The 20,834-nt window shown below is 42.5% G+C and carries 19 protein-coding genes; 7 read left to right on the plus strand and 12 right to left on the minus strand.

The annotated features are described in order from the left end of the window. The first annotated feature begins 21 nt into the window (after positions 1–21). A complete protein-coding gene (lnt, locus tag MuYL_RS04890) occupies positions 22–1,629 on the plus strand; it encodes an apolipoprotein N-acyltransferase (protein WP_094569463.1) in 1,608 nt (535 codons plus the stop codon). Positions 1,630–1,683: 54 nt separating this feature from the next. Here the strand turns inward: lnt and MuYL_RS04895 are convergent, their stop codons facing one another. Together MuYL_RS04895 and MuYL_RS04900 are read right to left on the minus strand one after the other, a co-directional pair. Beyond that, positions 1,684–2,535, minus strand: coding sequence for a BadF/BadG/BcrA/BcrD ATPase family protein (locus MuYL_RS04895; RefSeq protein WP_094569464.1), 852 nt, complete (start codon positions 2,533–2,535; stop codon positions 1,684–1,686). Further along, positions 2,532–2,912 carry a response regulator gene (locus tag MuYL_RS04900; protein WP_094569465.1) on the minus strand — a complete coding sequence of 127 codons (381 nt, stop codon included), beginning with the start codon at positions 2,910–2,912 and terminating at the stop codon, positions 2,532–2,534. The genes MuYL_RS04895 and MuYL_RS04900 overlap by 4 nt, the downstream gene beginning before the upstream one ends. A gap of 255 nt (positions 2,913–3,167) precedes the next feature. Between MuYL_RS04900 and MuYL_RS04905 the strand changes: the two genes are divergently transcribed. After that, on the plus strand, positions 3,168–4,259 hold the full coding sequence (locus MuYL_RS04905; protein ID WP_094569466.1) for a GAF domain-containing protein: 1,092 nt from the start codon (positions 3,168–3,170) through the stop codon (positions 4,257–4,259). Positions 4,260–4,299: 40 nt separating this feature from the next. Here the strand turns inward: MuYL_RS04905 and MuYL_RS04910 are convergent, their stop codons facing one another. Genes MuYL_RS04910 through MuYL_RS04925 form a run of 4 tightly spaced genes read right to left on the minus strand, consistent with a single transcriptional unit; the run spans position 4,300 to position 10,334 of the window. Next, a complete protein-coding gene (locus tag MuYL_RS04910) occupies positions 4,300–5,619 on the minus strand; it encodes a TolC family protein (protein ID WP_094569467.1) in 1,320 nt (439 codons plus the stop codon). A gap of 6 nt (positions 5,620–5,625) precedes the next feature. Then, positions 5,626–8,769 (minus strand): efflux RND transporter permease subunit, encoded by a 3,144-nt coding sequence (locus MuYL_RS04915; protein ID WP_094569468.1) that lies wholly within the window; start codon positions 8,767–8,769, stop codon positions 5,626–5,628. A gap of 9 nt (positions 8,770–8,778) precedes the next feature. Then, positions 8,779–9,855: an efflux RND transporter periplasmic adaptor subunit gene (locus tag MuYL_RS04920; RefSeq protein ID WP_094569469.1), complete on the minus strand. Its 1,077-nt coding sequence runs from the start codon at positions 9,853–9,855 to the stop codon at positions 8,779–8,781. A gap of 14 nt (positions 9,856–9,869) precedes the next feature. Further along, positions 9,870–10,334: a MarR family winged helix-turn-helix transcriptional regulator gene (locus MuYL_RS04925; RefSeq protein WP_094569470.1), complete on the minus strand. Its 465-nt coding sequence runs from the start codon at positions 10,332–10,334 to the stop codon at positions 9,870–9,872. A gap of 175 nt (positions 10,335–10,509) precedes the next feature. On the opposite strand from MuYL_RS04925, the gene MuYL_RS04930 reads away from it, so the two are divergent. After that, positions 10,510–12,315, plus strand: coding sequence for a M61 family metallopeptidase (locus MuYL_RS04930; RefSeq protein WP_094569471.1), 1,806 nt, complete (start codon positions 10,510–10,512; stop codon positions 12,313–12,315). Positions 12,316–12,469: 154 nt separating this feature from the next. Beyond that, positions 12,470–12,625 (plus strand): lmo0937 family membrane protein, encoded by a 156-nt coding sequence (locus tag MuYL_RS23105; protein WP_157740607.1) that lies wholly within the window; start codon positions 12,470–12,472, stop codon positions 12,623–12,625. A gap of 63 nt (positions 12,626–12,688) precedes the next feature. On the opposite strand, the gene ku is transcribed toward MuYL_RS23105, so the two are convergent. Then, a complete protein-coding gene (gene ku / locus MuYL_RS04935) occupies positions 12,689–13,459 on the minus strand; it encodes a non-homologous end joining protein Ku (RefSeq protein WP_094569472.1) in 771 nt (256 codons plus the stop codon). Between the two features lie 276 nt (positions 13,460–13,735). On the opposite strand from ku, the gene MuYL_RS04940 reads away from it, so the two are divergent. Next, on the plus strand, positions 13,736–14,641 hold the full coding sequence (locus MuYL_RS04940) for a DUF6340 family protein (protein ID WP_094569473.1): 906 nt from the start codon (positions 13,736–13,738) through the stop codon (positions 14,639–14,641). Here MuYL_RS04940 and MuYL_RS04945 read toward each other — a convergent pair. Then, positions 14,607–15,077, minus strand: coding sequence for a GNAT family N-acetyltransferase (locus MuYL_RS04945; RefSeq protein ID WP_094569474.1), 471 nt, complete (start codon positions 15,075–15,077; stop codon positions 14,607–14,609). The genes MuYL_RS04940 and MuYL_RS04945 overlap by 35 nt on opposite strands. Before the next feature lie 33 nt (positions 15,078–15,110). Then, complete coding sequence (locus MuYL_RS04950; protein ID WP_094569475.1) at positions 15,111–16,652, minus strand: acyl-CoA carboxylase subunit beta; 1,542 nt, start codon at positions 16,650–16,652, stop codon at positions 15,111–15,113. Between the two features lie 182 nt (positions 16,653–16,834). Here MuYL_RS04950 and MuYL_RS04955 point away from each other — a divergent pair, with 182 nt between their 5' ends. Together MuYL_RS04955 and MuYL_RS04960 are read left to right on the plus strand one after the other, a co-directional pair. Further along, positions 16,835–18,031, plus strand: a complete 1,197-nt coding sequence (locus MuYL_RS04955) for a cation:proton antiporter (protein ID WP_245845779.1) — start codon at positions 16,835–16,837, stop codon at positions 18,029–18,031. Positions 18,032–18,341: 310 nt separating this feature from the next. Then, a complete protein-coding gene (locus MuYL_RS04960) occupies positions 18,342–18,611 on the plus strand; it encodes a hypothetical protein (RefSeq protein ID WP_094569477.1) in 270 nt (89 codons plus the stop codon). Positions 18,612–18,652: 41 nt separating this feature from the next. Here the strand turns inward: MuYL_RS04960 and MuYL_RS04965 are convergent, their stop codons facing one another. From MuYL_RS04965 to MuYL_RS04975, 3 genes are all read right to left on the minus strand, one after another. Then, positions 18,653–19,828: an MFS transporter gene (locus MuYL_RS04965; RefSeq protein WP_094569478.1), complete on the minus strand. Its 1,176-nt coding sequence runs from the start codon at positions 19,826–19,828 to the stop codon at positions 18,653–18,655. A 125-nt stretch (positions 19,829–19,953) separates the two neighbouring features. Next, positions 19,954–20,136: a hypothetical protein gene (locus MuYL_RS04970; protein WP_094569479.1), complete on the minus strand. Its 183-nt coding sequence runs from the start codon at positions 20,134–20,136 to the stop codon at positions 19,954–19,956. Positions 20,137–20,175: 39 nt separating this feature from the next. Next, a complete protein-coding gene (locus tag MuYL_RS04975; RefSeq protein WP_094569480.1) occupies positions 20,176–20,790 on the minus strand; it encodes a hypothetical protein in 615 nt (204 codons plus the stop codon). Positions 20,791–20,834: the final 44 nt, after the last annotated feature.

A 20,834-nucleotide genomic window follows, 5' to 3' on the forward strand; every position in this document is an offset into this window, starting at 1 on the left:
CTTGATTTTTACAGTATATAAATGAAAAAAAACATCCTGCTCGCCATTCTCTCAGGTTTAATGCTTTGGATAGCATGGCCGCCAATGCCCTACACCACCTTCTTTTTATTTATCGGTTTTGTTCCAATGCTGGTTGCTATAGAAAATATCATCCGGTCAAATTATACTAGAAAGGGGAAAAAGATCTTCGGCACAGCTTTCCTGGGCTTCTTTGTTTGGAACACACTGTCCATTTACTGGGTTTATAATGCCCTGAAAATGGTTGGCGAGTTTGTAGCACTGCCAATTTCATTTATTCCTTACTCTTTAGGCCCATTGTTAATGGCCGCGGCGTGCTGGTTATATTACCGGTTACGGCTGGTAACAAACCGGGGCTGGAGTTTGGCAGGTTTGGTTTGTTTCTGGATTGGTTATGAGTACCTGCACCAAAGCTGGGACCTTGCTTTTCCATGGATGACGCTCGGGAATGGCTTTGCGGTAGCGCATCAATGGATACAATGGTATGAGTACACCGGTGTTTACGGCGGGACGATCTGGATTTGGGTGGTTAATGTTTTATCGTTTTTGATCTACGTTGGGTTGCGCGAAGCAGCGGATAGAAAATTAAGATTAAGGCTGATCTCAGCATTTGTAATTGTGCTGATAGGTCCGTTAAGCTTTTCGTTATATAAGTACCATAGCTATCACGAGCAGCCCAACCCGTCAAATGTAGTAGTGGTGCAACCCAATATTGATCCTTACGCCAAAGAAAGTTCTATCCCTGCCTTTCAGCAACTGAGCATTTTAACGCATCTTTCTGACTCTATCGGCCAGCCTAATACAGAGTTTTTCTTGTGGCCCGAAACGGCTATTCCCGAACAGATCAATGAAGAAAGTGTACGCACCAATGCTCACTTTTTGCAGGCGCAGCGCTTTTTAAGTAAATATAAAAATGGCAACCTTATTACGGGCGCCGAAACTTTTAAACTTTATAATAAGCACACTACCCAAACCGAAACGTATGATCCGCAGGGAAGGCTCTATTATGATAATTTCAACGCAGCCTTAAATATTGAGAACTCGGCGGAAGTGCAATTTTATCACAAATCAAAGTTAGTTCCCGGTGCCGAATCCTTGCCATTTGCAGGCGCATTATCGTTCCTTAAACCCGTGTTTGCTCACCTGGGCGGGGCAACAGGCAGCTATGGCGGCCAGACTGACCCAAGTGTTTTTTATTCACAAAGCGGTATCGGGGTTGACCCGGTTATTTGCTACGAATCTATCTGGGGAGGGTGGATAGCAGAGTCAGTACATAAGGGTGCGCAGTTCATTGCTATTATTACCAATGACGGTTGGTGGGAAAACACAAGTGGCAAGGATCAGCATGTGGATTATGCGAAGCTCCGCGCTGTGGAAACCCGCAGATGGGTATGCCGTTCAGCCAATACCGGGATCTCTGCATTCATTAACCAGCGGGGCGATATTGTGCAGCAAAGTAAATGGTGGGTTAAAACAGCTTTAAAACAAGATATTAACCTGAATTCAGATCTTACCTTTTACGTATTATATGGTGATTACCTCGCGCAGGCAGGTAGTATTTTAGCAGTGTTGGGAATTGTGTTTATTGTAGTAAGGAAGTTCAGGAAATAAAGCTTCTGCAGCTATCAGGCAGTAGGGTGCCGTTAGTCCAAAGCCGTATAAATTTTAATTTTCGCGGCTCAGAATAAATCCCATCAGGTCATGGATGGGTTGTTTGATGATTTTTCCAATCTGAATGCCATTTGCAGTGCAAACTTCAGTAAGCTCGTTGGTAAACACATAAGCAATGGAGCCCACAAAGTGGCACTTATAGCGATGGTACTGCGGATATGATTTTACGTTGGTCTCAATAAACTCAAGCAAGCCCTTATGCAGTAAATTTTGGGCATAATCAGTTTCCCTTATTTCGCTAATGAACTTTGTAAATGAGGCCAGATATGAATTGGCGCTGGGCGTTTGGTATACAAATTTTATTACTTTCTCTTTGGTAATATGATAGGCTTCATCAAACTTTTGACTGATTTCAGCGGGCATTTTGCCATATAAAAAATCAGTTACTAATGCTTTACCAAACCATGTACCGGCACCCTCGTCGCCTAAAACAAAGCCCAGACCGTGCTTGCCGGCATGAATGTCCTCGCCGTCAAAAAACGAAATGTTTGAACCCGTACCCAATACACAGCAAAGGCCTTTTTCGCGCCCGCAAGTGGCATAGGCACAACCTAACAGGTCGCTGTCAACACTGATGTACGATTTTGGGAACAGCTGGCTTATTGCATTAGTCACAATCTCATGCCGGTCGGGGCTCGAACAGCCTGCGCCAAAAAAGTAGATCTCTTCGATATCCGCAGCAAAGGCTATCATATCTGCACCTTGCTCCTGTAATATCTTTACGATCTCTTTTTCAGATAAAAAGTAAGGATTAAGTCCGGCCGTTCTAAATTGCTTTACTTCGCCGTCTTTAACGTGAAGTAACCAATCCGTCTTAGTCGACCCGCTATCAGCCACCAAAATCATGGACAAAGTTCTTCGAGTGCTTTTTGGGTGAGTGGTTTGTGAATAAACTGCGTAATATATTTATTATCACTTGATTTTCTCATATCCATGGGATCAAGGGAAGATGATAGCATGAATATTTTTATATCATCTTTGCTGATGTTTATCTTATCATATTCTTCCAAAAATTCAAAGCCGCTCATTTGTGGCATTCTGACATCAAGGAAAATAACATCAGGTTTTACCAGGCCATCCCTCAAAGAGTCAATAGCTTCTGTTGCCGAGCGGACAACGATAATATTTTCAGCAAAGTTACTGCCCTCTATAATTTTACGCGTAACGAAATTATCAATGTAATTATCGTCAATAAGCAAACAGGTTTTAAAGCAAATAGCCATTGAGTTCAAAAATAGCTTTTTAAACCAATTAAAAAATATAGTTGTAAAAAAATATTAGAATCAAATGCTTAATTAACAGTAAGAAGATTTTGGTTTTTATAAATAGAATACTTTCATAATTAATTGCTTATATCTTATCTTCATATATTAACATAATTAAATTTTACACTGTATTTATCAACCTTTGCAATATTTTTTTCGTATTAGTTACAGAAGTTGTTTGTGCAATGATTATGCGTATTGATTTATAACCGGATGCCTCAAAAGGAACTCGAAAGACTGCAAGCGGTGAACCGGTTTTTAAAACTGGATTTCGTAAAAGAACGGGAATTGCAGGAAATTGTAATGTTGGCTGCTAAGATCTGCGGCACCCCTACTGCATTAATTACGCTTATTGATGAGGCTACCCAATACATCAGGTTCAGCCAGACTTTTAATTATGAATCAACACAAAGAAAGGATGCCTTTTGCAACCATGTAATCGGGCAGGATTGTGTTATGGTAGTTCCTGATGCGCTGCTGGACAGAAGGTTTGAGCATAACCCCCTTGTAAATGAAGCACCCTTTATCAGGTTTTATGCCGGTGCTCCGTTAATTACGCAAGATGGTCACAAATTGGGTAGTTTATGTGTCATTAACCAGGTGCCGGGGCAGCTTAGTGAAAATCAACAACATATGTTGCAGGCGCTTGCCAGGCAGGTAATACAGCTAATGGAGTTTGATGCCAGCTTAACAATACTTAAAGAACAATTTGTTGAAGCCAAACGATTAGCAATTGAACTGCGGTCTTTTTTTGAAAGTTCCATAGATTGCCATTTACTCTTGGGCGAAAATTTTGAGATCATGGCTTTTAATAAGGCATGGGAGAGCCAAGTTAGAAAGGCCTGCCGATCGCATCCTGCTAAAGGTAAGTCTATGATAGATTATCTGGACGCCGAAAATTTGAGCTTGTTTTACAGAGATTATCGCAGGGCATTAAAAGGTACTGCTGTTTACGACGAAAGGAACCTTAAACAAGATGGTAAAGACTGCTGGCAGATGGTGAAGTTTGAGCCTGCATTTGATGCTGACGGGAAAATTATTGGTGTATCTTTCAATTCTTCTGATATCACAAAAAAGGTTGAGCACCAACAGACCGTAATCAGCCAAAACGCACAACTTAATGAAATAGCCTTTATTCAATCTCATGAATTGCGGCGTCCGGTGGCATCTATAATGGGCTTGATGAAGCTCCTGAAGATGGATGGCCGGACCGATGATATAGAGGAGTGGCAATTACTGGAAGTAGCCGTGCAGGAGTTAGACGATAAGATACGTATGATCGTAGAATTCGTTAACCCAGCTTAGTTTAACTGGTTTGATTTAATTGAATTTAAACCGGATCTTTTTACTGAATATTTATACTTGCGGTAATTTCTTTCAACATTATTTCAGCGCTTTTTGACTGGTATTGCGCGGTAAAGAACTTGGATTGCGCATCAAGATAATTTCGCTGTGCCTCCCTTATTTCAAGGGGGGTAATGTTTCCCAATTTATATTTCTCCAGTGAAATTTCCAGGTTGCGCCTCGCCACTTCTACATTTGACTCACCCAGTTTCATCAAATCGAGGCCTGATAAATAGCTTACATATAAATTACTGATCTGCGCCTGCACATCAAGCACCCGCTGCTTGTAATTGATGTTAGCATTGTCAATCCCGATACGGGCATTGCGCTCCAGCCTGTTCTGGTTAAAGCCGTTGAAAATGTTTATTGAAGCGGTGAGGCCATAGTTAAAACCCCTGGTGTTTTGTGCCAAAGTAAAACCGGCAGGTGTTTGACTATTGCTTATTGTATATCCTGATGTTAAAGCAACCTGCGGATAACGGGCTGCCCTAACCAGCTTTAGGTTGATTTCGGAAAGGCGCTTATTGATTTGTGCAGATAGAATAGCCGGATTTTGATTTTCCGCTTTTGATAGAATTTCACCTAACACCAGTTTATCGTCAACAATAATGGTGTCGCCAACGGCAAAATCGGTTTGCAGGTTTCGCACCAATAACTGGTTAAGCTGGATCTTGGCCGATTTAAATTGCTGCACCTGGTTCAAATAGTTTGCGGTATCGGTATTCAAATTTACCTGGGCATTCAGCACATCCAGTTTAGATGCCCGGCCAACCTGGAATTTGTCATTGGCATACCTCAATTGGGTTCTTGAAATAGCAATCGCACCCTTTAACGCCTTTAAACCTTCATTAAGGTTAATCAGGTTATAGTAGGTGCCTATTACATTGGCAAGGGTGTTTTGTATGGTGTCACGGGTTTGCAGTTCGCCCAATTGATTCAGCTGTTTCAATTCGTCATAATTGGCAAACATGGCGAAACCGTTAAAGATGGTCCAATTAAGGTTCGGGCCATAGGATGTTGATGCATTGTGGGCACCGCTGATATTATTTACCGAGCCGTCACTGCGGGTCTGTTTTGTGTTCTGAATACTCCGAGTTGTCGTAAAATCGCCGGTTACCTGGGGCAAAAAGCCCGCATTCCCAATGGTTACATTATTTTGAGATATAACCGAGTTGTTTTTTGAGAGCAAAATATGATAATTGTTTTTCAACGCTATTTCAACAGCATCTTTTAAGGTAAGCACTGTATCGGCCTGCGCCTTAACACCCGCAGTAAATGCTATGATGCAAAAAACAAGGCAGCTTAATTTTTTAATAGTCATAATCGCTTATTCCTTATCTAATTTATCTATCAGTTTTTGAGTTCTTGTCTTCTTTACCTTTTTCACGTCATCGGGATCTTCTGCATCCGGGTCCTTACGTGTTTTTGAAGCAAATATTAAATACATCATCGGGATAATGTACAGCGTTAACACCAGCGAGAACAATACCCCCCCCATAATAACAATTCCCAGTGATACGCGGCTTTTAGCGCCAGCACCCAGTGCAAAAGCAATTGGTACCGAACCAAGTACAACGGCTAAGCTGGTCATTAATATGGGGCGTAAACGTGCGGTTGCAGCTTCAACCACCGCCTCGTATTTAGCCAGGCCGTGTTCCATTTGCTGGTTAGCAAACTCCACAATTAAAATCCCGTTTTTGGTTACCAGCCCCACAAGGGTGATCATCCCAATTTCGCTGAAGATATTGAGCGTTTGGTTAAACAGCCATAGCGAGAGGAATGCACCGGCGATGGCCAGCGGCACAGTAAGCATAACCACAAAGGGATCAACAAAGCTTTCAAACTGGGCAGCAAGTACCAGGTAAATCAACAACAGCGCAAATGCAAATGCAAAAAGAATGTTTGATCCGCTTTCGGCAGCATCACGGGATGGTCCGCTTAAGGCGGTGCTAAAAGAATCGTCAAGCATTTCCTTCGCTATTCTGTTCATTTCTACAATCCCGTCACCTACGGTGCGTCCAGGGGCTAACCCGCAGGATATGGTGGCAGACTTGTACCTGTTAAAGTGATAAATAGCTGGAGGGGTTGCATCTTCGCTGGTTTTTACAACATTATCCAACTGGATGAGTGTGCCCTTTGCATTGCGTACGTACACGGTCTTAAGGTCTAGCGGTTGATCGCGGTTGGCACGGTTAACCTGCGCAATAACCTGGTATTGTTTACCATTGATAAGGAAGTACGCTAAACGGCCATTACTATAGTAAAGCTGTAACGCGGTGGCAATGTCTGACACCGAAACACCAAGGTCTCTTGCCCTGTCACGGTCTGTTGTTACCCGTAATTCGGGTTTGGTGAACTTTAAGTTGACGTCTGTTCCCTGGAAAACCGGGCTTTTGGATACCGCTGCAAAAAATTCCGGCAGTACCTTTCGGATCTTCTCAAAATCCTGGTTCTGGATCACGAACTGGACGGGCAACGATGTTTTTGACCCGCTACCACCACCGCTGATGGTTTGCTCCTGGATCACCAGCGCACGTGCATCAGGGAATTTACTTAATTTTTTACTTAAGTAATCTGCAATTTGCTGTTGCGTACGTGTACGCTCGTCGGGCGCCACCAGCCCTATTCGGCCAAAGCCCGAGTTGGCTGAGCCGCCGCCGCCGCTGCCGGGTGAGATCACTTCAAGATTTACGTTTTGCTCAGGAATGGAGTCGGCAACAAGGTCTGCTACTTTGTCCATATATCTCGTCATAAATTCATAACTGGCGCCTTCTGATCCGGTAACCGAATACCTTAGCAAACTGCGGTCATCTAACGGGGCAAGTTCAGTAGGGGTAACCTTGACCAACACAAAGGTGATCACCAATGAGGCTGCCAGGATGGCAAACGAAACCCATTTAACTTTCATAAACTTCACCAGCGTATCTTTATAGCTGCTGGTCATGTTCTCAAAGAAAGGCTCAGTTCTTTCGTAGAATTTTGATTTTTTTGAGTTTTTGCGGATCAACTTCACATTAAGCATCGGTGTTAATGAAAGCGAAACAAATGCAGAGATCAGGACCGCTCCAGCAACCACTACGGCAAACTCGCGGAATAAGCGCCCGGTAAATCCCTGTAAAAATATGATGGGTAAAAATACTGCGGCCAGCGTAACTGATGTGGAGATAACCGCGAAAAAGATCTCGGCCGATCCTTCAAATGCTGCCTTTCGGATGGGCATGCCCGATTCTACCTTTTTATAAATATTTTCCGTTACAACTATGCCGTCATCAACTACAAGCCCGGTCGCCAGTACTATTCCCAGCAGTGTCAGGATGTTTATGGAGAACCCAAACACGTACATAATAAAGAAAGCACCTATCAATGAAACCGGAATATCAATGAGCGGGCGGAAGGCTATAAGCCAGTCGCGGAAGAAGAGGTAAATAATAATAACTACCAGCACGAAGGAAATAAGGAGTGTTTCCTGTACTTCGCTGATGGATTGATTAATAAATTTGGTATTGTCCAACGCAACTTTAAGAGTAATATCAGGCGGCAGGTCTTTTTGAATCTGTTTAAGCCTTACATAAAAATCTTTTGCAATTTGCACATAATTGGCACCTGGCTGCGGCACAATAGCCAGTCCTATCATGGGGATCCCGGCTTCCTTTAACGAGGTCTCTTCATTGGCAGAGCCCAATACAGCATAGCCCACATCGCTCAAATGTACAACGCGATTGCTGTCGGCGCGGATAATTAGGTTGTTAAAATCTTTCTCGGTCGATAGTTTTCCTACAGCTCTTATCACCACCTCGGTATTGTTGCCCTCAATTTTACCGGCAGGCAACTCTACGTTCTCAATATTAAGTGCGTTGCTGATATCGGAAGCTGTTAAGCCGTAAGAGGCAAGTTTGTTAGGATCTATCCAAAGACGCATGGCATATTGACGTTGCCCCTGGATGTTAATGGCACTTACCCCCGGAATGGTTTGCAGGCCCTCCTGTAATACGTTTTCTGCGTAATCATCAACCTGTGTAATGTTTCTGGTATTGCTGCTTACGGTAAGCGTAATAATATTATCAGCGCTGGCATCGGCTTTTGTTACTACCGGCGGGGCATCAATGTCCTGCGGCAGCTGTCTTTGCGCCTGGCCAACCTTGTCACGAACATCATTAGCAGCCGTTTCAAGGTCAGCATCAAGGTCAAACTCCACTGTGATCTGGCTTGAACCTACTGAGCTGGTTGATGAGATGTTTCGGATTCCGGGAACACCATTTATGTTTTTTTCAAGGGGCTCAGTTATCTGCGACTCAATTACATCGGCGTTAGCGCCGGAATAGCTGGTAGTAACAGTGATGATGGGCGGATCCACGGAAGGGAAATCCCGCACACCCAGAAACTTGTAACCTATAACACCGAATACCACGATAACAACAGACATTACCGTTGCCAATACCGGCCTCTTTATACTTACTGACGATAAACTCATAGAAATGGTTTACTTAATAACTTTTAAAATTTTTAAAGGAACCTTGTTGCGAATTTGGATGAGCCCGGAGACAATAAGGCTGTCGCCGGCTTTTAAGCCACTTATTATCTCAATCTTGGTGTCAGTGCGCAAATCTGTTTTTACGGTTTTGGATAAAGCAGTACCGTTATGGTACACAAATACTTTGCTGTCCTTCAAGTCTGGAATTACACATTGAGTAGGAACCATAATAGTTTTGGGGATCTGATCGAGCGTTAAGTTTATTTTTGCAAATGCCCCGGCTTTTAACAGATTGCCAGGGTTGGCTGACCTGGCACGAACTGTTATGGTACGTGAGCTCAGGTCAATTGCCGGTTCAATGGCATATACCTCGGCAGAAAATTTATTCCTGGCGCTTTCAATCGTAAAGTTGACTTTAGTGCCGGGTTTTATTAGCTGCTGGTACCTTTCAGGTACCGAAAAAGTAACTTTTGCCGGGTCGATATTCACCAACGTGGCAATGGATGTTGACGGGGACAGGTAACCGCCGGGACTGATGTTTCTTAAACCGATGGTGCCCGAAAATGGTGCCCTTATTTCTGTTTTGGCTATTTGTGCCTTTAAAACATCGCTTTGAGCCTTTAACGTGTTTAATGATGTTAATGAGGTGTCGTACTCCTGCTGGCTGATGGCTTCTTTTTGCAATAGAATGCCATTACGGTATTCATTTTGTTTTGCCAGCGCAACCTGGTAATCATTCTGTTTTAGCGAGGCTACAATATCCTGGTTATAAACCTTAACCAAAAGCTGTCCCTTTTTTACATAACTGCCTTCATTAAAAAATATACCGGTAATGTTGCCTGCCGTTTCGCTGATCAGGTTTACCTTCTCATTAGCATCAATAGTTCCGGTTACGTCAATGGTGTTGTCAACCGCGGTATCTTTCACAATCATTACATTGACAGCTACCGGGCCATTTTGCCGCTTGGTACTTTTACTTGCATTTTGGGCCATGGCCTCTTTGCCTTTTGTACTGAAAAACTTATTGTAAATTAAAAAGCCAATAAGCAGCGCCAGCGCTATGTATATAATATACCTTGTTCTCATGTTATGAAAATCTGTTAGGGTTTTGTTTCGTTATTAGTTTCAGATACTGTTAATGGTTTAATATTATCGCCCATTTTTAATAATACGCTGTTAAATATTTTCATTTCTTCGTCGCTGACGTGTGCTGATATACTGTTATTAAGTTCTTCAAAGGCTTCAATTATTTTAGGTACCGCTTTTTTTGCTTTTTCGGTTACTTTCAATAAATGTTCGCGCCTGTCGGCCGGATTTACCTCTCGGTAAACAAATCCTTCGCTGCTTAGGGTATCAATAATATTTACAATTATTGATTTGTCTTTACCCAGTTCATTTGCCAGCGCCTTTTGGGTTAACTTGCCATCATGGTAGCAGATGTAAGTTAAAGCATAGTAATACCTGCTTATGCCCAGGTTCTCCACTTTCTTAGCTACCAGGTTTAAATAAGCCCTCCCCAGGTGATTCAACTTACGGGATATAGGTTCAATCAATTTTACATCCATATTCAGTTGCAAAAGTAATTAGTTACAACCCTTAATAGTTGTGTGTATCAACCATTTTACAAGTAACAAATCTGTAACATGTTTTAAAAAATTATAAATTGCGCCTTTCAAAAACACATAGTAACTAAAGGCGTAACAACATTTATAAATCAGGCCCTTTAAAACCCACTTCTTAATGAAAACTATTAAGCTTACTGCATTTATTTTTCTAACATTGTTTTTTATGAATTCCACGTTTACTGATGCAGCCGCAGCTGTAAAAATTTCGTACGAGGTTACTTTTCCCGAAGCCCAGGCACATTATGCTGATATAGAAATGAAGATTTCGGGACTAAAGCAAAATAGTATTGATCTTAAAATGCCGGTTTGGACACCGGGATCGTACCTGGTGAGGGAGTTTGCAAAAAACATAGAATCATTTAGCGCCGAAGCCAATAGTAAAGCCATTCCATCGCCTAAGATAAACAAAAATACCTGGCATATAAACACAGCAGGTTTATCAGCAATAACCGTAAAATATCGCGTGTATTGCTTTGAGATCTCTGTTCGCACCAGCTTTGTTGACGCATCACACGGATTTCTATCAACCACCGGCATTTTTATCTATCCTGATAAAATGCTAAATAACCCATCCACTATAAAAATTATTCCTTACAAAGGGTGGACAACCGTTTCAACCAGTCTGGAGGCTGTTAACGGCAATCAGTTTACCCGCTTCTCGCCAAATTTTGATATCCTTTTTGATTCGCCGATTGAAGTGGGGAACCAGGATGTTTTTGGCTTTACAGCAGCCGGCGTTAAATATGAAGTGTGCATGGTGGGCGGCGGTAATTATGATAAAGAGAAGCTGAAGGTAGATATGGCCAAAATAGCCGAACAGGAAACAGCTGTTTTTGGCGAAAATCCCAATAAACACTATGTTTTCATAGTACATAATCACCAGCGCGGCGGCGGTGGCCTGGAGCATTTAAGTTCCACTGTTTTAGGGGCGTCACGTGATAATTATAGCAATGCCAGCGGGTATCGTAACTTTTTAGGGTTGGTTGCCCACGAGCATTTTCACTTGTGGAATGTGAAACGTTTACGCCCGATTGTGCTTGGTCCGTTTGATTACGATAATGAAAATTACACTACCGACCTTTGGATAGCCGAAGGATTTACTGCTTATTATCAAAATATTATTTTGCGGCACGCGCAGCTTATTGACCCTGAAACCTATTTGGGAGCTATTACCGGCGAAATTAATACCATTGAAAATCAGCCGGGGGCTAAAGTGCAGCCGCTTGCAGAGGCCAGCTTTGATGCCTGGATAAAGTCATATCGCCCTAATGAAAACTCTGCCAACACGGGGATCTCTTACTATGATAAAGGGGCCGCGGTTGGGATGCTGCTTGACCTGGAGATAATTAACGACACTAAGGGGAGAAACTCGCTTGATGATGTAATGAAGTATATGTACAATACTTATTACAAAGAGAAAAAACGTGGCTATACCGACAAAGAGTTTAAACAGGGACTTGAAAAATTTGCCGGTAAAAACCTCGACGCCTTTTATAAAAACTACATCTACGGCTTAACACCGCTTAACTATAATAAATACCTGGCTTATGCGGGCTATAATGCTGTTGACGAAGCCGCCACGACCAATGACCCAAGTCTGGGGGTTATCACCAGCGAGATTAACGGGAAAAGAATTGTTACCGGTGTAGTACGCGGAAGCGCCGCCTGGGTAGATGGTATAAATGTTAATGACGAGCTGACCGCTGTTGACGGGACGCCTGTAACCGATATAACTACGATTTTGAACGGTAAGAAAGTTGGGGATAAAATTTCAGTAGCAGTTGTACGCGATGGCTTGCCGTTAACCCTGAATGTTACATTGCTTAGAAACAACAGGTTTAAATACAAGGTGGGGTCGTTGCCTGATGTTACTGCTGAGCAAATGGCAGTAAGGAAAAAGTGGCTGGGGTTGGTTGAGTAGGTTGTAAATGTTGAATTGCGTGGGATGATCATTTCGGTTCATATTATGTCTTTTGAACCCTAAATGAATTTTATTTCATCTCCATAAAACATTTTTGTGGGTTTTGGTATTTTATATTATATCTATGAAAATTATTAACTAAAACCACACGACCATGAATTCATTATTATACATCATTGCCGTTATACTTGTTATAGGCTGGGCAATTGGTTTCTTTTTTACTGCTGTAGGCGGTTTAATACACGTATTATTAGTTATTGCTGTTATAGCATTTTTGCTTGGAATTATCCGCAGGCCAACGGCAATTTGACGTCTTAGTCAGGTACAATAATTATAAAGGTCCGGTTGTTTTAGCCGGACCTTTTTTATGTTATCATGCGCCTTTCTTAGCACTCAAACTTTGCATCAGCTGCTCATATAAATCATCGCCTGTTGCTTTTTTTGGTTTTAGTTTTTTAACCGTTGCGTGTTTGCCTTTAGCTTTTGCGCGGATGATCTTCAATAGCTCCTCATTATATTCATCTTTGAATTTTGATACATCAAACTTTTCTGCATATTGGTTAATCAGGGCGAGGCCAACATCCAGCTCTTTTTTGCTGATGTTTACATCCCCGGCAATTTTAAGATCTTCGGTGCTGCGGATTTCCTGCCCAAAACGGATCCGGGTTACCACCAATACATTGTTAACCGGGTAAACTATACAAAGCGATTCCGTACTGCGCAGTACAAAACGGGCTAGCCCAGCTTTTTTTGATTTGATGAGCGCCTGCACGAGCAGTGCATAGGCCTTGTTGTTTTTTGTGTCGGGTTCGGTGTAATAGGAGGTTTCATAAAACATAGGATTTACGTCGCCGATATTTACAAAGCTTTCAATTTCAATAACCTTGCTTTTTTCGGGCGCGGCTGCTTCAAAGTCTTCGTCCTCCACTATAATGTAATCGTCATTTATTTTATAGCCTTTTACAATTTTATCATACGGAACTTCTTTATGCGTATGCTCGTTTACCCGCTGGTAGCGGATTCGTGAATGATCGCGGCTGTCCAGCATATCCAGATCAAGTTTACTGGCTTCAACGGCCGAATATAATTTTACCGGGATGCTTACCAGTCCAAAACCGAGCGAGCCCTTCCATATAGATCTCATAGCCAATAGATTTGATTAATAAATATAACCAATAAAGTATTAAAGGGTTTTGACCGATTAGTGCAATTAAAACAGTAACAATGCAGTGTTAATTACACAACTAATATTTATCAATGCCTTAACACCAGCTTTACATAACAACTGTTTCTTTGCGGCGAGTAAATTTTTTAGAATAAGATCAGTTTAGTTAGTTAGATCAGCCTGCTAGTAACAGGCTGATTTTTTTTCATCTCTGTTTCATCTAAAAAGGGTAATTTTGGCTTCCTCATCTGCATTATGAAACTAATTCAATCTGCCTGCATTATCGTGTTACTTTTCCTTAGTTCATGTTCCGCGCCATTATATGTTGCAGTGCCTGTGGATTATACCGCAAAACTGAATTTCAGGCCTGATTCAACCATCATCGTGCTCATTAATCAGTTTGATGTAACGCAGGCAAAGGTCAATAACAAAAAGAAGCTGGATGTAATTAAATCAGGAGCGGCTGCAGCTATTAATTATGCCGGATTGGAACTGGGCTCGCTGCCGCATGTTAAGGTGATTAACCTGGTTGACTCCCTCAATCTACCTGTAAATACCGATTCGGTTAAACTGATCGCAGCAAAAAATAAAGCAAATTATGTAATGGCCCTGAAAGGGTTTTCTGCTGATATAGGTTTGTCAGAAATATCAAACAATACCAGTTATTATAACACCAATACTACCGTAAATTTTGTTTTGTATGAGAATAACGGTATTTATTACCGCAAGCTTGATGGCAAGTCTGTAGATCCGCAGTCGGAGCAGCCTTATATGGGCCTTATACCAACGTTGTTGATTCATCCAACTATAAAGGGAAACAAACAATCTATTAAAACGTCGGCGGAGCATGCCACGGAAAATGCCCTGCAGGATTATTTTCCCTATACCATTACCCATAACAGGCCACTTTACAACGATGCTATTTTTCTGCCCGCTATAAAAGAAATCCAGTCAGGTAACCTGAAAAAGGCCGATAGCTTACTTCAGCCTTTTTTGCAGGATAAAAACCCGCAGATAGCAAGCAAGGCCGCCTATAACCTGGCCGTAGTATATGAATCGGAAGGAGACATTGATTCCGCACTCGACCTGGCACAGCAATCATCAGATAAATATAAAAATGAATTTGCTACACTGATTCTTGCTGATCTGAAAGAGGAGTAAGCCATTTTTGCATGATCACGTAGCTTATCCCGTTTTTGGTAAATGGCTCGCCGGTTTTGGTAAATCCAAGCTTTAAATAAAATCCAATAGCATTTGTGCGTGCATTGCACCAGATGCGTTTGCCACCATCATCTTCAACATGCTTTATAACGTACTTTAATAAAATACTCCCTATCCCGTTATTTTGCATCGCCGTGTTAACAGCCAGCTTGCGAAACTGGTACTCATCACCATGCTGAAAAAGTGAAATCACCCCCGCCAGCTTATTATCTGTAAAGGCGCCAAAATGCATACCGTCTGCATCTTCCTCCATTTCCATTTCATGCTTCGTCATACCGGGATACAAAACATCCCGGCGTAGCTGCCAGGTATGCTCAGGGCGAATCTGCTCGATTACGGGTTTCGGGCGTTCAATTTCGGAGTTAGCTATTGGCATTTGATGTTCAACTAAAGTAGCATTCAAGCAAACTTACAACGGAATATTCCCGTGCTTTTTCCTCGGGTTATTCACTACTTTATTTTCCAGCATTTTAAAGGCATGGATCAGTTTTACCCGTGTTTCGGCCGGTTCAATTACTTCATCAATAAAGCCGCGCTCGGCAGCGCGGTATGGGTTGGTAAATATTTCCGAATATTGCAGCTCCATTTCTTTCCATTTGGCGTCTTTATCTTCAGCCGCGTTGATCTCTCTTTTGAAGATGATCTCTGCCGCGCCCTTGGCCCCCATAACAGCAATCTCTGCCGTAGGCCAGGCATAGTTCATATCAGCGCCAATATGTTTGGAATTCATTACATCATAAGCACCACCATAAGCTTTACGGGTTATCACAGTAATGCGTGGCACCGTCGCTTCGCAAAAAGCATAAAGCAGCTTGGCTCCATTGGTGATAATTGCATTCCACTCCTGGTCGGTACCGGGTAAAAATCCCGGTACATCTTCAAAAACCAGCAGTGGGATATTAAAACTATCGCAAAAACGCACAAACCTGGCGCCTTTGGTTGATGAGTTGATATCAAGTACACCAGCCAAAAATGCCGGCTGGTTAGCTACAATACCAATGCTGCGGCCGGCAAGGCGGGCAAAGCCCACCACAATATTTTCTGCAAAATCCTTGTGTACCTCTAAAAATGACCTCTCGTCAATAACGTGGCCAATAACTTCTCTTATATCATAGGGCTGCGAAGCATTTTCAGGCATTATGGTGTTAAGTTCTTCCCTGAGTTCGTTCTTTATTTCGTAAGGGAGGGCAGGAGCCCGGTCCTCGCAGTTCTGCGGCATGTAGCTTAAAAGCTTTTTTACATTTTCAATGGCCTCAATTTCGTTGGCACAGGCAAAATGTGTAACGCCTGATTTGGTGGCATGGGTATTAGCCCCGCCCAGTTCTTCGGACGATACTTCTTCGTGTGTTACTGTTTTTACCACGTTGGGGCCGGTAACAAACATGTAGCTGGTATTTTCAACCATCAGTATGAAATCTGTTATGGCCGGTGAATATACCGCACCGCCCGCGCAAGGGCCAAGGATAGCCGAGATTTGTGGCACAACACCCGATGCCATGGTATTGCGGTAAAAGATATCGGCATAGCCGCCTAATGACACTACGCCTTCCTGGATCCGCGCCCCGCCTGAGTCGTTTAGTCCTACAACCGGCGCGCCATTTTTCATGGCGAGGTCCATTATCTTGCAGATCTTTTCAGCATGAGTCTCCGAAAGCGAACCGCCAAACACGGTAAAATCCTGCGAGAAAACATACACCAGCCTGCCGTTAACCGTTCCGTAGCCGGTTATTACACCGTCGCCCGGGTACTTTTCCTTCTCCATCCCAAAATCGGTAGAGCGATGGGAGACCAACATGCCTATTTCCTGGAAAGAGCCTTCATCCATTAAAAAATGTAGGCGCTCACGTGCTGTAAGTTTGCCTTTTTTATGCTGACTTTCAATACGTGCCTTTCCACCGCCCAGCAGGGCCTCTTCACGCTTTTTACCTAATAGCTTAATCTTATTATCCACAGTATCGGTTTATAAAAATGCAAGATGGTAATTTTAGGTGAAAGCTGAAAGGTAAAAGACGAAAGGCAAAAAAAAGGGACAAATAACAGCCCGGCAGCAATTGAAATAACAGCAGCATTAAACAATAAACAGTAAATTCGTTGCTAATGACTGTTTATTACATTATTTCTATTCTAATATTTTTGACGGCGGTTTTTGCCTATATAAATGATCGTTTGATCAAATGGCCGCCAACCATAGGTATCATGGTCATTGCGCTTTTCTCTTCCATCCTGTTAGCCATACTTGGAAATTTAATACCCGTAATATCATCAAGGGCGTTGCTGCTGGTTTCAAACATTAATTTTGAGCAGGTTCTGATGAAAATAATGCTGAGTTTCCTGCTTTTTGCAGGCGCGCTGCACGTTGATGCAGGGGAGCTTAAAAAGGAAAAATGGCCTGTTATGTTAATGGCTACTGCGGGCACGTTTATTTCCACTTTTTTGGTAAGTATAATGGCTTACTACCTTTTTCTTTTCCTTCATCTAAACATATCATACATCTACTGCCTGTTATTTGGTGCGCTGATTTCGCCCACCGACCCAATTGCAGTTATGGGTATTTTGAAGCAGGCCGGGATCCCAAAGTCCCTGGAAATAAAAATAACCGGCGAGTCGCTGTTTAATGATGGTGTGGGTGTTGTTGTTTTTTTAACCATACTTGAAGTCGCTATAAATGGTACCGATAAGTTTTCGGTAGGTAATACCGCCCTGCTTTTTTTGAAAGAAGCGGGCGGCGGATTGTTGTTCGGAGCGGTTTTGGGCTACACAGCGCACTTACTGATCAAATCAATAGATAATTACCGGGTTGAGGTTTTAATAACGCTTGCGGTGGTAATGTGCGGTTATTCGTTAGCCGATCATTTTCATTTATCAGGTCCCCTGGCAATTATTGTTGCAGGCATAATCATGGGTACCAAAGGGAAAAAAGAAGGTTTGTCAGAGATCTCGCGCGATTATCTTGGTAAATTTTGGGACCTTACAGACGAGATTTTTAATGCCATTCTTTTTTTGCTGATCGGCCTTGAGATGCTGGTGATAAAAATTAACCCAACCATTATGATAGTAGGGGGGATAATGATTGTTGTGGTATTGCTGGCGCGCTGGGCATGCGTGGCGCTGCCTGTTTTGTTTTTAAAGAACTGGATCAGGTTTGAAAAAAATGCAGTTATTATGCTTACCTGGGGCGGCCTGAGGGGCGGCCTGTCCGTTGCTATGGCACTTTCTATCCCCGAAGCGATGCATAGGGATGAGTTTGTTTTAATTACCTACATTATTGTTGTATTCTCTATTATTGTACAAGGGCTTACCATTGGTAAGCTGGCACAAAAAACCGCATAAATTTAAAACCAATATTTAGTTGGATGCTTATAATAACGTGAGTTCGACATAAGCAAAAGAAGGCGTCACAACTAAACCTCGCTACCACCGCGTGCAGACGTAGTTTTAGATGAGGCAAATTGTGTATTCACGTCGCCAGCGCGTTCCATTTTTGCATGCGGAACACCCGGAACACAGTGAAACATGCTGATTATCAGTTCATTTGCTTTTTATTGAGGACTGGAAGTGTGTAAGTACCTGATAATAAACATGTTTCACTAATACTTCTATCGAATTCTCGTTATACTAAGGCGTATTAAACCAAAATAATATGAACCAATACCAGCAAAAGTGGATTGAAGTATTAACCAATGCTCACATCCCTGATTGGAAAATTGAAGCACAGGGTGAAGATATTTATGTAGAAATGCCGCATGTTACCGATCTGAAATTGATCAGGGATAACCTGCCTGAAACCCTCGCGCTCATGTCATTGGATATCCGGGAACCCAAAGAACGCCTAAAATTTATTTTTCATAACGGCTATGAGAATTTTGAATACCTGTTGAACCCTAACGAGCACGATCTGGATGAAAAGTGAGTTGGGATAAGTCGGCAGCGTTTGAGAGAAAATTCGTGAAATTACAATTTTGCCCTGGTAGAGAGTACTACTACGCTCATCCCCATAATTGCAATGAATATAAACGAAGCGCGTAAAGTAGCAAGACCTGCTATAAAACCAATCATGGGTGGGCCGACCAGGAAGCCGGTGAACCCGATGGTGGATACTGCGGCTAAAGCCACCCCGGCCGACATGGTTTTTGACCGCCCGGCTGCGCTGTAAACCATTGGTACTACTGATGAAACACCTGCACCCACAAAAAGGAAACCTGCCATAGCAGTATAAAAATAAGGGAATATTACCGCAATAAGTAAACCCGTTACGGTTAATGAGCCGCTTACCTGTAACGTCCTTTTTAAGCCATATCGACCGGCGAACCAGTCGGCTATAAACCTGCCACCTGCCATGGTAGCCATAAATGCGGTAAAGCCGGCGCCCTGTAAAGCAATAGGGGCCTCCACCACTTTTTTAAAGTAAACAACGCTCCAGTCGAACATAGCGCCCTCGCAGATCATGGAGCAAAAGGCAATAGTGCCCAATGTTAACAATGGCACAATAAGCTTTAATTTTTGACGGATGGAGACCGATTCTTCGTTGACTTTTTTTGGAGCGCCCGCATCATCATAAAGGTAGCGGGATACGATGACCACACCTACAGTAAGAACCGCTAAAACAATGATGAAATGGTGAAAAGGATCAACCTGGTTAGCAATCATTACAGTGCCAATACCTGCACCGGTAAATCCTGCCAGGCTCCATAAGCCATGGAACGACGCCATAATAGGCTTTTTATAAAGGCCTTCGGCGGTAACGGCCTGCGTATTAACAGAAATGTTAACTGCATTGCTCGAAAAGCCAAAGCAAACCAGGCAAATGATGAGTTGAAAAGTATTTTGGGCCAGGCCAAGGCTGGTAAGGCAAATGGCATAAACAATAATGGCAGCCAGCAGCAATTTTTTGCTGCCTATTTTTGTAATCATCCAGCCGGAAAACGGTAAGGAAAGCATTAGGCCAACCGGTAATGAAAACAATACAGCACCCAGTGCAGCATCTGTTAAACCCATAGTTTGCTGGATGGTGGCAATGCGCGACGCCCAGCTGGAGAAACACAACCCCGCCATAAAAAACAGAACGCCAACCGCTATGCGGAGCGCCTTTTTAGTTACAGTTGGTTGTATAGTAAGTGTGTCTGTCATTATTTAGCATTATCTTAGTGTGTAAAGTACACTTAGGTAAGCTGTTACAAAAGTAAGTTAATTTATGCTGAAACAGAAACGCTGATTCTAATCTTTGCGTAAAGATTAATTGCTGCTGCTTTTATTTATTGATTTTTGGCCTGCTTTTTTTGGGTTGAAATCAACAACGCTGACCCTGCGCCAATGCCGCTCATCAGGCCCGTTAAAACAAGACGAAAGCAGGTTTCACCAAAAATGTATTTCATGATCAACGTGAACACTGCGGCGCTTATTAACGCGGTTAGGGTAAAGGTTTTAAAAAGATGCATAAAGTAATTAATGTTACTTTTTTATGGTAGTATGTTAGCTTACTTGTTTATGTTGAATGATCCGAGGCAATGTGTGTAAACTTTAGTATTATCATTACCATCAACCATATCCACGCTAAAGGTACCCTGGATATTGTGTGCAGTGAGTACAGTAACTTTTACTTTAGCGGCAGCCGACGCGTCATTTACATAATTGCCCGCTGAAACCACAAAAATATCAAAAGTGCCTGTTTTTGAATCAAGATAGGATAATGTAAAAAAATCGGTAAAGCTTGACCCCGTGCCTAGTATAGAGGTAATTCCGTTGGCAGCCCCTGCCATTTGTGCTTCGTTCGAACCTGGTAAATAACTGGCAAAAGAAGCATTTTGAGAATAGTTATAAATTGTATTGTTAATTTGAATCTTTATAGAATTTGCTGCCGAAATAGGTAAGCCGTTTCCATCATTAGTTCCTGTTCCTGTTCCTGTTCCTGTCCCGGTTCCTGTTCCTGTTCCCGTCCCGGTCCCGGTGCCAGTGCCAGTCCCAGTTCCAGTTCCGGTCCCGGTGCCGGTTTCAATATTTCCGGAAGGATAAACGGGTGCATCTAGTTTACAGCTGGTTGCACTTGCGATTATGAATATTAAAGTGAAAAGTTTAAGGTATAATGTTTTCATTTTTTTATTGATAAAGTTTAAAGATAGGATAAATGCAGCTGGAT

Origin of the sequence: Mucilaginibacter xinganensis (assembly GCF_002257585.1) — a bacterium.
GTDB lineage: Bacteria > Bacteroidota > Bacteroidia > Sphingobacteriales > Sphingobacteriaceae > Mucilaginibacter > Mucilaginibacter xinganensis.